This window comes from Anaerorhabdus sp., from assembly GCF_036641015.1.
GTDB lineage: Bacteria > Bacillota_I > Bacilli_A > Erysipelotrichales > Erysipelotrichaceae > Anaerorhabdus.
Window position 1 is genome coordinate 1 of the sequence record NZ_JAVWFO010000010.1, and the last position, 15,101, is coordinate 15,101.

Annotated in this window: 13 protein-coding genes and 1 pseudogene; 13 read left to right on the forward strand and 1 reads right to left on the reverse strand. The window is 31.3% G+C overall.

Annotation, left to right across the window (positions count from 1 at the left end):
- The 5 genes from agaC to RR430_RS02680 all read left to right on the forward strand — a co-directional run.
- Positions 1-719 (forward strand): PTS galactosamine transporter subunit IIC (agaC, locus tag RR430_RS02660; RefSeq protein ID WP_332508603.1); only part of this gene is annotated, 719 nt, incomplete at its 5' end.
- Entirely contained in the window at positions 706-1,503 is a 798-nt protein-coding gene (gene agaD, locus RR430_RS02665) for a PTS galactosamine transporter subunit IID (protein WP_332487416.1), read from the forward strand. The genes agaC and agaD, both read left to right, overlap by 14 nt.
- 137 nt (positions 1,504-1,640) lie before the next feature.
- Positions 1,641-2,330, forward strand: a complete 690-nt coding sequence (locus RR430_RS02670) for a GNAT family N-acetyltransferase (protein WP_332487414.1) — start codon at positions 1,641-1,643, stop codon at positions 2,328-2,330.
- Between the two features lie 2 nt (positions 2,331-2,332).
- Entirely contained in the window at positions 2,333-3,253 is a 921-nt protein-coding gene (locus RR430_RS02675; RefSeq protein ID WP_332487413.1) for a magnesium transporter CorA family protein, read from the forward strand.
- Between the two features lies 1 nt (position 3,254).
- Entirely contained in the window at positions 3,255-3,737 is a 483-nt protein-coding gene (locus RR430_RS02680) for a DUF1003 domain-containing protein (RefSeq protein WP_332487412.1), read from the forward strand.
- A gap of 86 nt (positions 3,738-3,823) precedes the next feature.
- On the opposite strand, the gene RR430_RS02685 is transcribed toward RR430_RS02680, so the two are convergent.
- Positions 3,824-5,539 (reverse strand): glycoside hydrolase family 13 protein, encoded by a 1,716-nt coding sequence (locus RR430_RS02685; protein WP_332487410.1) that lies wholly within the window; start codon positions 5,537-5,539, stop codon positions 3,824-3,826.
- An 88-nt stretch (positions 5,540-5,627) separates the two neighbouring features.
- Between RR430_RS02685 and glpK the strand changes: the two genes are divergently transcribed.
- From glpK to RR430_RS02725, 8 genes and pseudogenes are all read left to right on the forward strand, one after another.
- The gene (glpK, locus tag RR430_RS02690; RefSeq protein WP_332487408.1) at positions 5,628-7,124 is read left to right on the forward strand and encodes a glycerol kinase GlpK; all 1,497 of its coding nucleotides are present in this window, start codon (positions 5,628-5,630) and stop codon (positions 7,122-7,124) included.
- Entirely contained in the window at positions 7,124-8,563 is a 1,440-nt protein-coding gene (locus tag RR430_RS02695; protein ID WP_332487406.1) for an NAD(P)/FAD-dependent oxidoreductase, read from the forward strand. The genes glpK and RR430_RS02695 overlap by 1 nt, the downstream gene beginning before the upstream one ends.
- On the forward strand, positions 8,550-9,800 hold the full coding sequence (locus tag RR430_RS02700; protein ID WP_332487404.1) for an NAD(P)/FAD-dependent oxidoreductase: 1,251 nt from the start codon (positions 8,550-8,552) through the stop codon (positions 9,798-9,800). Before RR430_RS02695 ends, RR430_RS02700 begins: the two co-directional genes overlap by 14 nt.
- Positions 9,797-10,159, forward strand: a complete 363-nt coding sequence (locus RR430_RS02705; protein WP_332487403.1) for a DUF1667 domain-containing protein — start codon at positions 9,797-9,799, stop codon at positions 10,157-10,159. The genes RR430_RS02700 and RR430_RS02705 overlap by 4 nt, the downstream gene beginning before the upstream one ends.
- A 97-nt stretch (positions 10,160-10,256) precedes the next feature.
- A complete protein-coding gene (locus RR430_RS02710; protein WP_332487401.1) occupies positions 10,257-10,952 on the forward strand; it encodes a VTC domain-containing protein in 696 nt (231 codons plus the stop codon).
- A 68-nt stretch (positions 10,953-11,020) separates the two neighbouring features.
- Positions 11,021-12,037 carry a Gfo/Idh/MocA family protein gene (locus RR430_RS02715; protein ID WP_332487400.1) on the forward strand — a complete coding sequence of 339 codons (1,017 nt, stop codon included), beginning with the start codon at positions 11,021-11,023 and terminating at the stop codon, positions 12,035-12,037.
- 2 nt (positions 12,038-12,039) lie between these two features.
- The gene (locus tag RR430_RS02720; RefSeq protein ID WP_332487399.1) at positions 12,040-13,599 is read left to right on the forward strand and encodes an amidohydrolase; all 1,560 of its coding nucleotides are present in this window, start codon (positions 12,040-12,042) and stop codon (positions 13,597-13,599) included.
- Positions 13,600-13,649: 50 nt separating this feature from the next.
- A pseudogene (locus RR430_RS02725) lies at positions 13,650-15,023 on the forward strand (aminopeptidase); the annotation flags it as partial.
- Between the last annotated feature and the right edge of the window lie 78 nt (positions 15,024-15,101).

A 15,101-nucleotide genomic window follows, 5' to 3' on the forward strand; every position in this document is an offset into this window, starting at 1 on the left:
TCCGTCCACTTGTTGTATCAACAGTGACAGGAATTATTCTAGGTAATGTACCACTTGGACTTGCTACAGGGGCTTTAACAGAATTAGCGTTCGCAGGTTTAACACCTGCTGGAGGAACTCAACCTCCTAACCCAGTATTAGCTGGATTTATGTCAACAACTATAGCTTACACAGCTGGTGTAAGCGCTGAAGTTGCATTAGGATTATGTTTACCATTCTCATTCTTAATGCAATATGTAATTCTATTCTTCTATTCAACATTCTCATTCTTTATGGCTGGTGCTGATAAGGCAGCTGAAGAAGGAAATGTTGCTAAGATTCGTCAAATTAACATTACAACTACAGCAATCGTTGCACTTTCTTATGGTGTTATCGTATTTGCTTGTACTTACCTAGCACAAGACCTAATGGCTAACTTAGTTACTTCAATGGCTCCATGGCTAATCCATGGATTAGAAGTTGCTGGAGGAATCTTACCTGCTATCGGATTTGGTATGTTACTACGCGTTATGATGAAAGCAAAATACATCCCATTCTTTATTGCTGGATTCTTAATGATGAACTTCATCCCAATGAATAACTTACTACCAGTAGCATTATTAGGTACTGCATTTGCTTTATTTGATTTCTTCAATGCTAAATCAAGAAGAGATGCAATTGAAGAAGCAGTAGCAAACAATTCAGGAAACCAAGGAGGAAATAAACATGTCGGCATCTAAAAAATTAACCAAAAAAGATTTAACTATGCTTGGTATTCGTTCATCCTTCTTACAAGCTTCATTCAACTATGAAAGAATGCAAGCTGGTGGATGGTTGTTAGCGCAATTACCTGCTTTAGAAAAGATTTATGCAGATGATCCAAAAGGTTTATCAGCAGCAATGACAGATAACCTTGAATTCATTAATACTCATCCAAACTTAGTTGGATTCTTAATGGGATTACTAATTTCATTAGAAGAAAATGGAGAAGATCGTAGTTTAATTAAAGGTTTAAAATTAGCATTATTCGGACCTATCGCTGGTATTGGTGATGCAATATTCTGGTTTACATTCTTACCAATTATCGCAGGTGTATCTTGTTCATTTGCATCTCAAGGATTAATCATTGGACCAATGATTTTCGTAGGTGCTTATCTTGCAATTTGGGTATTACGTATTGTATGGACACATATGGGATATCGTTTAGGTACAAAATCATTTGAAATGCTTCAAGAAAACTCTGATATTATTGCAAACTCAGCAACTATTCTTGGTATTACAGTTATTGGTGCATTAATTGCATCATATGTAAAAATTGATTTATTACCAGTTATTAGTGTTGCAGGTGGCATTGAAGTAAGTATTCAAACAGCATTCTTAGATACAATTTTCCCTAAATTATTACCAATGGGTTATACATTGTTAATGTTCTATTTCTTGAAGAAGAAACAAGTTAGTCCAGTTGTATTAATTATTGGTACAATCATTCTAGCTATTGCTTGTTCATTTATTGGACTACTATAATCTATCCCTTTCCAAGTTAGATGTGCACAATTCGTGTACATCTTTTTTTCGTTACGCCATTATTTTAGAAGATTAGGATGTATATAAATTAATACATCTTTTATTATGCAATGGTATACTAAGTATGGGTGATGAATATGAATTTAATGAAAGATATAAGAAAAAACTGCAATTTGCTACATTTACAAACTGATCCAATGGTAATTAAAATATATGAGAGTGAACACTCACTATTAATGTATAAAAAAGATATGGATTGTTACTTTATTGCTTCAGAAGATGACAATGAATATGATGAATTAATGAGTTACGTTGACTATAATTTTTGTAAAGCATTTTGTATTCAAGAGGAAGCTTTATGTAAATATATACCAGGAATGGATGAAGGATTTAAATGTTGTAACTACTTTTATGAAAAAGATTCTATTGATTTTGAACATCGTGATGATTTAGAAATAAGACTATTGGATGAAAGTTATTTTGATTTTGTAATGGAAAACTATCATGGTTATGATGATGAAAAATATATTATGAATAGACTTATAAGTGGAAATATATATGGTGCATTTAAAGAAGAAATATGTTGTGGTTTTATTGGTTATCATGATGAAGGAGCAATGGGGATATTAGTAGTAATAGATGAATTCAAGAAACAAGGTATTGGAACATATCTTGAATCGTTCTTAATTAAGAAGACATTAGATGACAATAGATATCCATTTTGCCAAGTATCACCAAACAATGATGCTTCTATTCATTTGCAAAATAAACTAGGATTAAAACCACATTCAAATATTATTACTTGGGGAAATATCGAAGGAGAATAACTATGAAATATGTAATTAGTGGAAATAAACTTCAACTTGTTGAACATGAGGATGATGCATTACCAGTTATTGCATATTTAACAATGGATGAGTTAAATACTCACTCAAATATACCTGATTTAGTTAAAAATATATGCAATAGTAGCCAAGCACAATATAAGAATAGTGTGGATGATTATGATGGATATACATTTGGTATTATAAATGTTCTTGATGTATGCAATGTATATAGTGAAAAAGATCGTATTGCTTTCTTAATTATGAAGAATCGTTTCTATTTTATTGAATTAAAAGATGAAAATAGAAGTGTATTTGAAATATTTGAAAATGTTACTAAATCCTATATGGGAAATGCTGAGTTCGAAAAAATTATTGCATTACTATTAGAGACACTATTACAAAACGGATATGAAGTAATTGAAGAAATTGATAAAAAGATTTCAGATATGGAAGAAAGTGTAGTGGAAGAAAGGGCAAGTTCTAAATTAAATAGAGGTATCTTTGCGCTAAAAGATCAATTAAGTATTTTAAAGAATTATTATCAGCAACTTGAAGAAATTGGATACTATCTAGAAGAAAATGAAAATGGATTATTTAATGAACATAAGTTAAATCATTTTAAGCATTTTGCAAATAAGAGTAATCGTTTATATGATGCATGTGTAGCAAAACAAGAAGATTTAATACATTTAAGAGAAGCGCTGGATGCAATGTTAGACTATCAACTTAACAGTATAATGAAATTATTTACAGTGATTACAACTATCTTTTTACCTTTAACACTAATAGTTGGTTGGTATGGTATGAATTTTACCAATATGCCAGAACTTGAATGGGAATATGGATACATGTTTGTTATGGGCATTAGTGTTGCGGTTGTTTTTGGTAGCTTATATTATTTTAGAAAGAGGAAATTAATATAATATGGAAGATAAAAATAAATTATTAGAAGAAATACTTCAAGATGTTGATGAAGAAATGACAGATGAAGAGATTATACATTTGTTATTAGATCGTAAAATGGCAAAAAAAGAGATAAATACAAAATTAACAGTAGGTGAGAAAACAGCGGATAGCCTTGCAAAATTTGCGGGTAGTTGGACATTTATTATTATTTTTATGGCAATACTATGTGGGTGGATGATGTTCAATTCAGCAGTGGAAAAGAAATTTGATCCATATCCATTTATTTTGTTGAACTTAGTTTTATCATGTCTTGCTGCAATGCAAGCTCCGATAATTATGATGAGTCAAAATAGACAAGAAGAAAAAGATCGTCAAAGAGCTGAAAATGATTATCGAGTTAATGTTAAAACTGAAATCATCTTATCTGATTTACATGTGAAAATAGATCAATTATTAAAAAATCAAGAAGAATTATTAAAAGAAAAAAATAAAAGTAACTAATTCTACTTTAAGTTGGTAATGATTTAACTGATGAAATATATGATTAAAGTAATCAAGTAAAAGATAAATTAAAATAAGTATAGAGATTAAACCCTATACTTACTAGAGTGAAGAGGAACTTTAGTTTTCTCTTCTTTTTTAATTAGTTTATAAATATGTGCTTCATATGGAGATAATTTCATAACTTTCCTTAGTTGCTTAGGAGTTAAATTACTAAGTAATTCTTCACCTGTTAATGATTCATCTAAGGTAATATCAGAAGCTTGTTTTGTAAGGTTAATGATAATGAATAGTTCCTCATCTGCAAGTGTTCTTTTGAAACAAAGGATACTTTTGTGATCTTTGTTTAATTCAATGAACTTACCAGTGCACAAAGCTTCATGTTCTTTGCGTAATTGTATTAAATTCTTATAGAAATTAAGTATAGATTGAGGGTCCTTTAAACTATCCTCGGCATTTATGTAAATATAATTAGGGTTTAACTTAATCCAAGGAGTACAAGATGAAAATCCTGCATAAGTATCGTTTGTCCATTGAACTGGAGTTCTTGCGTTGTCACGAGTTACATGTGCACCAATTTTTTTAGCAATTACCATTGGAACATGCATCATATCGTGCATTGCTTGAACACTGTTGATTGCTTCATAATCTTTCCATTCACTATAGTCTAGTTTTAAGTTAGTCATTCCAATTTCTTCACCTTGATAAATGAAAGGAGTACCATAAAGTGTAAAGTTATATAAGGCTAGAGCTTTAGCGGATTCAAGATAGTATAGTTTAATATCACCGAAACGTTCAATGTGTCGTGCATTATCATGATTAGATAAAAAGTTACCTACATAACCATTATGTTGAATCATAGCATTTTGCCATTTGCGTGTAACATTTTTGAATTCTGCAGTAGTAAAATGATAAAATTTTCTAAAATCATATTTTCCTAGTGCCCCATAACCTAGCATTGAAATATCGAAATGGAAAGTCATCTGTATTTCTTTGGTTGTAGGATTAGTGTATTTCATAGCATCATCAAGGGTAACTAGACATCCTTCGGCTAAACCTAATGCATCATATTTAGACAATACTTTTTCATTCATTTCTTTTAAGTATTCATGTACTAATGGTCCATTGAGTAAATAATCATCAGGAAATTGATATCCTTTTTTATCAGGATTCTTATCAGGTAAACCTTCTTTTTTATCGATGCAGTTTATTACATCCATTCTAAATCCATCAACACCTTTTTTTAGATAGTACTCCATAATTTTATATATTTCATTGCGTACATTTTCATTTTTCCAGTTCAAATCAGCTTGCGTTGGGGCAAAAGAAGTTAGGTAATATGAATTATCTTTTTCTTTAGTCCATGAGCTACCACCAAAAAAGCTTAACCAATTATTTGGAGGATTTCCATTAATTCCTTCTTTGAAAAAATAATAATCACGGTAAGGACTAGTAGGGTTATTTAGTGCATCAGAAAACCATTCATGCTTCGTAGATGTATGATTTGCAACTAAATCCATTAGTAGGGCGATATCGCGCTTCTTTAACTCTACTAGCAATTCATCAAAGTCATCCATTGTGCCATATTCTGGGGCAATAGCATAATAATCACTAATATCGTAACCATAGTCATCGTTGGGTGATGCATAAATAGGACTTAGCCAAATGCAATTAATTCCTAAGTCTTTTAAATAATCTAATTTACTGATGATGCCTTGAATATCACCAATACCATCAGAATTACTGTCTTTAAAAGAACGTGGCCATATTTGATAAATAACGGAATGTTTAAAATCAATCATATCTTTACTCCTTATCTTTAGATTTATTATAAACTTTTACAATCTTCTTGTATAATAAAAGTAAGGAATTATTCAAGGAGATTTAACAATGGAAAAATTTATAATGGCTATTGATCAAGGAACTACTAGTTCTAGAGCAATTTTGTTTGATCATAACTTAAAAGTTGTTCAAACATCACAAAAAGAATTTAAGCAGTATTTTCCTAAACCAGGATGGGTTGAACATGACGCTAATGAGATATGGTTAAGTGTATTAGCGTGTATTGCAGATTGTATAATGCAATCTGGAATAGATCCTAGTAATGTAGCTGGATTAGGTATTACCAATCAACGAGAGACAACAGTTGTTTGGAATTCAGAAACAGGATTACCAATTTATCATGCAATTGTATGGCAATCACGCCAAACATCTTACATTTGTGATGAATTAAAAAAGGAAAACTTATCAGAAACATTTGAGAATAAAACAGGATTAAAGCTAGATCCTTATTTTTCAGGTACTAAGATTAAATGGATACTTGATAATGTTGATGGAGCACGTGAATTAGCGAATAAAGGTAAATTGTTGTTTGGTACAATTGATACATGGTTAGTATGGAAACTTACAGGTCAAAAAACACATATTACTGATTATACAAATGCATCCAGAACTCTTATTTATAATATATTTGATTTAAAATGGGATGAGGAACTATGTAAGTTATTAGATATTCCAATGAACATGTTGCCTGAGGTAAAGGCCTCAAGTGAGATTTATGGTACAACTGCTAGTTATCATTTCTTTAATCATGAAATACCGATAGCAGGTATCGCTGGTGATCAGCAAGCAGCTTTATTTGGACAAGCTTGTTTTTGTGAAGGTGAAGCGAAGAATACTTATGGAACAGGTTGTTTTTTACTTTTGAATACAGGTGATAAACCAATTAAAAGTCAGCATGGACTTGTAACAACAATTGCTTGGGGACTTGATGGTAAAGTCTCGTATGCATTAGAGGGAAGCGTCTTTGTGGCAGGAAGTGCTATTCAATGGTTACGTGATGGATTACAATTTTTCCAAAATGCATCAGAAAGTGAAAAACTTGCATTAAGTGTAAAAGATACAGAAGGAGTAGTGCTGGTTCCTGCTTTTGTTGGTTTAGGTGCCCCATATTGGAATGATAAATGTCGAGGTGCAATGTTTGGATTAACACGTGGAACAACACGTGAACATATTATTCGTGCTACATTAGATTCGTTAGCATATCAAACAAAAGATATCCTAGATGCGATGCAAGAAGATTCCAATGGAGAATTAGTTTCCTTGAGAGTTGATGGTGGAGCGGCAATGAATAATTATTTAATGCAGTTTCAAAGTGATTTATTAGGTGTAAATGTAGATCGACCTAAAGTTCTTGAAACAACTGCACTAGGGGCTGCAGCATTAGCGGGATTGGCAGTAGGATTTTGGAAAGATAAAGAAGAAATTAAAAAACAACTTGAAATGGAACATATATTTAAACCAACAGAAGATCCGGAAAAAATGAAGAAGTACTATAAAGGATGGAAAAAAGCAGTACACGCGTGTATGGCTTTTGATGAAGAATGATGTTTGATGTAATTATTATTGGAGCTGGAATTGTTGGGTGTTTTGTTGCACGAGATTTAAGTAAGTATAATTTAAATGTATTAGTTTTAGAAAAAGGTAATGATGTTTCTGTAGGTGCTACAATGGCTAATAGTGCGATTATTCATAGTGGTCATGATCCATTAGATGGAACATTAAAAGCAAAGTTAAATGTTGAAGGAAATAAAATGTATGAAGCAGTTTGTAAAGAATTAAACTGTTCATTTAAACGTATTGGAGCGTATGTATTAGCTAGTAGTGATGAGGAGATTGAACAACTACATATCCTTTATCAAAGAGCTATAAATAGAGATATACCGTGTGCATTACAAGAATATGAAGAAATTAAAAAAGTTGAACCTAACATAAATAAATCGATTAAATTGGGACTATGGTTACCAACTACAGGTATTATTTATCCTTGGGAAGTTGCGATTGCATGCATTGAAAATGCTATGGAAAATGGTGTGACACTTAAGTTAAACAGTGAAGTTAGTGATATTTATAAAAGTGAGAATTATATATTAAAAACAAAAGAAGATGTTTATGAGACAAAAGCAGTAATTAACTGTACAGGTGTACGTGCTGATGAAATTTATAAGCTTATTAACAATGAAATTGATTTTTCAATCACAGCTAGAAAAGGTGAATACTTTGTATTAGATCATTTACCAAATCCTTTAGTTAATCATGTTATCTATCCTGTACCAACATCAAAGGGCAAAGGAGTTTTAGTTGTTCCGACAACGCATGGTAATACACTTTTAGGTCCTACTAGTTTTGAAATTGATGATAAAAGTGCAATAAATAATACACAAGCAGGATTAGAATATGTAAGAAATGAAGTAGGTAAATTAATTGATAATATACCATTTGATAAAGTAATACGCACTTTTGCTGGAAATCGTCCTACAGGAACAACACATGATTTCATAATTGAAGAATCAAAAAAATATGAAAATTTCTATAATGTAGCGGCAATTGAATCACCTGGTTTAGCGTCTGCACCAGCAATATCGAAGATGATTGTTGATATTTATTTACAGAAACATGCGGCTTCGTTAAAAGATGATTGGCAACCTTATCGTTTGAAAAATATAACCATTAGCGAGTTATCGCTAGAAGAAAAAAATGAATGGGTGAAAAAAGATCCACGATATGGAAGAATTGTATGTCGATGTGAAAAAGTCACAGAAGGTGAAATAGTCGATGCAATTCATCGGCCTTGTGGTGCTACTACTGTTAAAGGAATTAAAAAAAGAGTAAGACCTGGAATGGGACGATGCCAAGGAGGATTTTGTGAACCTTTAGTTGTTGAAATTCTTGCGCGAGAATTACATAAATCAAAAGATGAAATATTACTTGATGATATTGGCTCAAAGGTATTAGTTGGAAGGACAAAACATGATGAAGAGATATAGGTGTGTTGTCATAGGTGGTGGATCTGCTGGGCTTGCGAGTGCATTATCACTTTATAATGAAGGGATTCACGAAATATTAATTCTTGAACGTGATCAAGAATTAGGTGGTATTTTAAATCAATGTATTCATAATGGATTTGGATTACACACATTCAAAGAAGAATTATCAGGACCAGCATATGCAGAACGCTATATTGATTTAATTCACAAAACGACAATTGAAATAAAATGCAATACAATGGTTACATCAGTTAGCGAAGATAAGATAATTGAATATGTTAATCCAGTTGAAGGCTATGTTCAAATTGTGGCAGATGCGATAATTGAAGCTATGGGATGTAGAGAAAGAACTCGTGGTGCTATATCTATTCCTGGCTATCGTCCATCTGGTATTTGGACTGCAGGAACAGCTCAGCGTTATTTAAATATGGAAGGATACTTATGTGGTAAACGAGTATTTATACTCGGTTCAGGTGATATTGGATTAATTATGGCTAGGCGTATGACATTAGAAGGAGCTATTGTTTGTGGGGTCGCAGAAATTATGCCTTACTCTAATGGATTACCTAGAAATATCAAACAATGTTTAGAGGATTTTAATATTCCGCTTTATCTAAGTCATACAATCACTGATATTAAAGGATTGAATCGAGTTGAAGGAATTACGATAAGTGAAGTTGATTCTAATTTTAAGCCAATAGATGGCAGTGAGAAATCATTTGATGTTGATACAGTATTATTATCTGTTGGTTTAGTTCCTGAAAATGCCTTAAGTGAAGAAGCACATATTCAACTTCATCCGAAAACTAAAGGACCTATTGTAAACGAATCTTATATGACAAGTGTTGAAGGTATATTTGCATGTGGAAATGTACTACATGTCCATGATTTAGTAGATTTTGTAAGTCATGAATCAGGTAAGACTGGTTTAGCGGTTGCGAAATATTTAAATCATCAATTAATTTTAGAAAACGGGAAGAAATGTTTAAGTGGTAATGGAATTGGCTATGTTGTACCCATGAGTATGCAGAATAAAAATATAACTGATAACTTTGAACTATTATTCAGAGTAACTAAGCCTAGCCAAGATGGTATTATTAGAATTAAAGATGGAGATAGAATTATTAAGGAAATTAAAAAGAAACATTTAAATCCTTCAGAAATGGAAAAGGTAATTCTAAGTAAAGAAGAATGTGAGAAAGTAAAACAGGAAATTCTTGTGGAGGTAATACAATGAAACAGGAAATGATATGTATTACATGTCCTATGGGGTGTCATCTTACAGTTGAACTTGTTGATAATGATGTAAAATCAGTTAGTGGAAATACATGTCCTAGAGGAAAGGACTATGCAATAAATGAGTGCTTACATCCATTACGTGTATTAACATCAACAGTTATTATTAAAAATGCATTAGTTTCTAGATGTCCGGTAATTACTAGTAAACCAATACCAAAAGAAAAAATATTTGATGCTATGAAAGAAATTAATGAGATTACAATACAAGCTCCAATACACATTAACGATGTTATTATCAAGAACGTTTGTGGGTTGGATGTTGATGTAATTGCATCACGCAGTATGGGTAGAGTTTAGCTCTACCTTTTATTATGTGAGCGTTCACATAAATTTCATACAAAACCCATTTGTTTCCCATATTTTAGGTCTAAAGTATGTTTAGGAGGAATTTACTATGAGGAATGTATCAAGTAGTAATCAAGTTCAACAGAAGTACTTAATTAAAGAAGGACAAGTTAAAAAATTCATGGAATGTTTATCAAATAAAATAGAGGAAGATGAACATTTTAAATATACGGTATATAACATTTATTATGAACCAGTAAGTGAAACTTTAATTTCAAAAGTATATAAAAGTAGGATACCCAATGAAATTATTCGCTTAAGAAGTTATGGAATTCCTCAAATTAGTGATCCTGTTTATATTGAAATAAAAGAAACAAAAAATGAGGAAACACACAAACAAAGGCTAGAATTGACTTTGGATGAAGCCTATGAATTATTATGCAAGCAACATGATTGTGGTGATAATCAAATTGATGAATTATTAAGGAATAGTGGTTTATTACCAAAATTATTTGTCGGATATGAACGAGTAGCGTATTGTAGTAAATTTAATCCAAAAGTACGATTAACATTTTCTATGAATATACGATATCGTTTTGAAGATTTTAGGTTATGTGATTTGTCTAAGAATATTCAATTGTTTAATGATGATTCAATTTTACTTGAAGTAAGTGGTGAAAGTTTACCTGAATGGTTAACAAATGCCATCAAGATATGTAATTTTAAACCAATTCAACATAAAGCGGTATTCCATAAATTTAAACAATATGAGGAACAACTAAAACTATCAAGTAATTATTACTAATTCTCTAAATACCTACAATTATTAATATATTTATGATATCCTATCAGTAATAATGGGAGGTAGTAATTATGCGATTTGGTGTTGTAGGAACTAACTTTGTATCTGATTTCTTTATGAGTGGTGTAAAAGAGGTACCAGAAATAGAAGTTACTGGTGTATGTAGTGGAAGAAAAGAGAATGCAATTCGTTTTGCGGAAAAATATAATATTGAAAATGTCTTTGATAATTATTTAGAGATGATTGATTCAGGTAAAATTGATGCGATATATTTAGCTGTTCCAAATCAATTGCACTATGAAATGACAATAGAATGTATGAAAAGAAAAATTCCTACATTAACAGAAAAACCATTTGCGACAAATTATCGTGAAGCTAAAGAAATGATTGAGTATTCACGAAAAATGAATACATATCTACACGATGGATTAATTCCGTTGTATACAGAAAATTTACAAGTAGTAAAAGAGGCAATAAATAGCATTGGTAAATTACGTCGTTGTGTATTTACTTTTGGTAAATATTCATCTCGTTATGATGCATATCTAAGAGGTGAGAATCCTACAACATTTAGAAGAGATTTAAGTAATGGTTCTATGATGGATTTAGGAATTTATTGTTTGGGTGATGCTGTTGCGTTATTTGGTAAACCTAAATCAATAATAGCTACAGGATTAATTCTTGATACAGGGGTTGATGGATTAGGAACATGTTTATTACAATATGATGGATTTGAAGTTACAATTCAACACTCAAAGATTACTGATACTCAAGTAGTATCAGAAATACAAGGTGAGGAAGGTATTATTCAAATTGATTTATTAAGTCGTGTATTAAACGTTTGGTTAACACCAAGAAATAAATCAACTGGTGGAACACTTAAGGCAAAAGAAGGCGAAAAGACACTTATTTCAAAACCAAGTTTAGAAGGATTTACATATCAATTGAAAGATTTTGTGGAAAATGTAAAAGCTAATAGAATTGAATCTGAAGTATTTCCACATCAATTAACATTAGATATCATGGAAGTATTAACTGAATGTAGAAGACAAATGGGTGTAATTTATCCAGCTGATGAAAGAGAATAAGTATGAAAACATTACTAATTCATGGCAAATTTTATAAAGCTAATTGTGAAGCTCTTTTAATTGAGAATAATAAAATAAAACAAATTGGGCAACTAATTGATTTTGATTTGGCACAAGTGAATGAAGTAATTGATTGTAAAGGACATCTTGTACTACCAGGTTTTAATGACTCTCATTGTCATTTGGTAGGGACAGGTGTCTTTTTATCAAATATTCAATTACAAAATTGTAAGTCACTACAAACGGTTTTAGAGGAAGTGAGTAAAGCGGCACAAAAAATAGAAAAAGGAAATTGGATAATTGGTAGAGGGTGGAATCAAGATAACTTTGATGAAGTAAAATACCCAACAAGAGAAATGTTGGATAACATTACCAAAGATCATCCAGTAATTTTAACAAGATGCTGTGGTCATATTGCAGTAGTAAACTCATTGGCGATAGAATTGGCACATGTGACAAAGGATACTCGTGTTGATGGCGGAGATTTTGATTTGGATACAGGATTGTTTAAAGAAATGGCAATTGAACTTATTCATCATGCTTATCCAAATACTACATGTAACGATTTAAAGGAATACATACACATTGCGACTGAGGAATGTCATCGTAATGGTATAACATCAGTTCAAACAGATGATTTTGTAACAATTACAAATGATTATCATCTTCCTTTACAAGCTTATTTAGAATTGGAAAAAGAAGGTAAATTACAGTTAAGAGTAAATCAACAATGTCAATTTATCGAACGAAAAGACTTAATGCAATTTATTAAAGAAGATCATTTAAGTAAACAACAAGGTGAATTCTTTAGGTTAGGTCCAATTAAAGTTGTGGGTGATGGATCTCTTGGTGCAAGAACTGCTAAAATGTCAACACCTTACCATGATGATCCAAGTACTAGTGGTATGGTAAATTATACACAAGATGATTTTGATTACTTTGTGCAAAAAGGAATGGAAACAAACATGGGAACAATTATTCATACAATTGGTGATGGTTGCCTTGATATGGTTTGTAATAGTTTTGAAAAATATTTGGATAGTGATAACCGTAATCGTTCAGGATTAGTTCATGTTCAAATAACAAGGAATGATCAATTAGAGAAAATAAAAAAACTAAAACTTCATGCATATATTCAATCATGTTTTATTGATTATGATAGTAAAATTGTTAAAGATCGTGTTGGTGATAAAGCTAATACATCTTATGCATTTAAAACGTTGTATGATTCTGTAACAGTATCAAATGGTTCGGATTCTCCAGTAGAATCATTAAATTGTTTTACTGGTATTGAGTGTGCAATAACTAGATCATCAATTAATAGTAAAGAACCTTATCGTCCTGACCAAGCGTTAACACTTGTTGAAGCAATCGATACATATACAGAGGATGGTGCTTATTCATCATTTGAAGAAAATAGTAAAGGTAAGTTAAAAGAAGGTATGATAGCTGATATTATAATCGTAAATAATGATCTATTTGAGATTGATTCTTCTGAAATTCATAATACCGAAGTATTACACACTATATTTAATGGAAAAACTGTATTTTCTAAGTTATAACAATTGAATTACCTTATTAGTACGGTGTACAATATCAAAAGGAGGATAAAAATATGAAAACTGTATGGGAAAAACTAACAACTGCTGAAATGAAAGCAGTATTTGATTTTAATGAAAATTATAAAAAATATCTTGATGCTGGAAAGACTGAAAGAGAATGTGTTGAAGCTGCAGTAGCGCTAGCGAAAAAAGAAGGATTTAAAGATTATGCTACATTAAAAAATAAGAAACTAAAAACAGGAGATAAGGTTTACTTTATTAATAGAGATAAAAACTTATGTCTTTATGTTATTGGTAGTCAACCTATTTCAAGTGGTTTAAATATACTAGGTGCACATATTGATTCACCTCGTATTGACCTTAAACAAGTACCAGTGTATGAAGCTGATGGATTAGTATTATTTGATACTCATTATTATGGTGGGGTTAAGAAATACCAATGGGTAGCTCAACCGATGGCACTGCATGGCGTTGTTTGTAAAAAAGATGGAACTAAAGTCGTATTAGCGATTGGCGAAAAAGACAGTGATCCAGTTGTTGGTATTAGTGATTTATTAATTCACTTAGCAAGAGAACAGTTAGCTAAAACAGGTTCGAAAGTTGTTGAAGGTGAAGATCTAAATGTATTAGTGGGATCTATTCCTGATACAAAAGCTAAAAATGATAAAGTAAAAACTTACTTACTAAACTTATTAAAGAAAGAATACAAAATTGAAGAAGATGATTTCTTAAGTGCTGAACTTGAAATCGTTCCTGCTGGTAAAGCAAGAGACTATGGTTTAGATCGTAGTATGGTTATGGGATATGGACATGATGATAGAGTATGTGCATATACATCTTTAGCTGCAATTTTAGAAATTAAGAAACCAAAACGCACTAGTTGCTGCATTTTAGTTGATAAAGAAGAAGTTGGTTCTCAAGGAAATACAGGTATGCAATCACGTTTCTTTGAAAATACAATTGCTGAGTTATTAGAAGCAACAGAAGGTTTCACAGATCTTAAATTTAGAAAAACATTAACAAATTCAAAAATGTTATCAAGCGATGTATCTGCTGGCTTTGATCCAAATTATCCATCAGTATTTGAAAAAAGAAATTCAGCATTCTTAGGAATGGGTATTTGTTTAAATAAATATACTGGATCAGGTGGAAAAGGTGGATGCAGTGATGCAAGTCCAGAATTTATCGCAGAAATACGTAATGTATTTGATACAGCTAAAGTACAATTCCAAACAGCTGAACTTGGTAGAGTAGATGCTGGAGGGGGAGGAACAATAGCTTATGTTCTTTCTAACTTAAATGTTGAAGTTATTGATGCAGGTATTGCAGTACAAAACATGCATGCTCCTTATGAAGTAGTTTCTAAGGCAGATGTTTATGAAACATATCGTGGATATATTGCATTTTTAGAAAAAATTAAATAAATTATGTACTAAGAAGTGTTATTGGTAAAATCAATAGCACTTTTAATTTGCATTAAAAAAAATCCTCTAGTAAAGAGG

Bases quoted from the DNA above. Each gene is read 5' to 3' on its own strand.
- glpK (WP_332487408.1), top strand. From the start codon at position 5,628: ATGGAAAAATTTATAATGGCTATTGATCAAGGAACTACTAGTTCTAGA.
- RR430_RS02685 (WP_332487410.1), bottom strand. From the start codon at position 5,539: ATGATTGATTTTAAACATTCCGTTATTTATCAAATATGGCCACGTTCT.
- RR430_RS02695 (WP_332487406.1), top strand. From the start codon at position 7,124: ATGTTTGATGTAATTATTATTGGAGCTGGAATTGTTGGGTGTTTTGTT.
- RR430_RS02705 (WP_332487403.1), top strand. From the start codon at position 9,797: ATGAAACAGGAAATGATATGTATTACATGTCCTATGGGGTGTCATCTT.
- RR430_RS02675 (WP_332487413.1), top strand. From the start codon at position 2,333: ATGAAATATGTAATTAGTGGAAATAAACTTCAACTTGTTGAACATGAG.
- RR430_RS02710 (WP_332487401.1), top strand. From the start codon at position 10,257: ATGAGGAATGTATCAAGTAGTAATCAAGTTCAACAGAAGTACTTAATT.
- RR430_RS02715 (WP_332487400.1), top strand. From the start codon at position 11,021: ATGCGATTTGGTGTTGTAGGAACTAACTTTGTATCTGATTTCTTTATG.
- RR430_RS02700 (WP_332487404.1), top strand. From the start codon at position 8,550: ATGAAGAGATATAGGTGTGTTGTCATAGGTGGTGGATCTGCTGGGCTT.
- RR430_RS02670 (WP_332487414.1), top strand. From the start codon at position 1,641: ATGAATTTAATGAAAGATATAAGAAAAAACTGCAATTTGCTACATTTA.
- RR430_RS02680 (WP_332487412.1), top strand. From the start codon at position 3,255: ATGGAAGATAAAAATAAATTATTAGAAGAAATACTTCAAGATGTTGAT.
- agaD (WP_332487416.1), top strand. From the start codon at position 706: ATGTCGGCATCTAAAAAATTAACCAAAAAAGATTTAACTATGCTTGGT.
- RR430_RS02720 (WP_332487399.1), top strand. From the start codon at position 12,040: ATGAAAACATTACTAATTCATGGCAAATTTTATAAAGCTAATTGTGAA.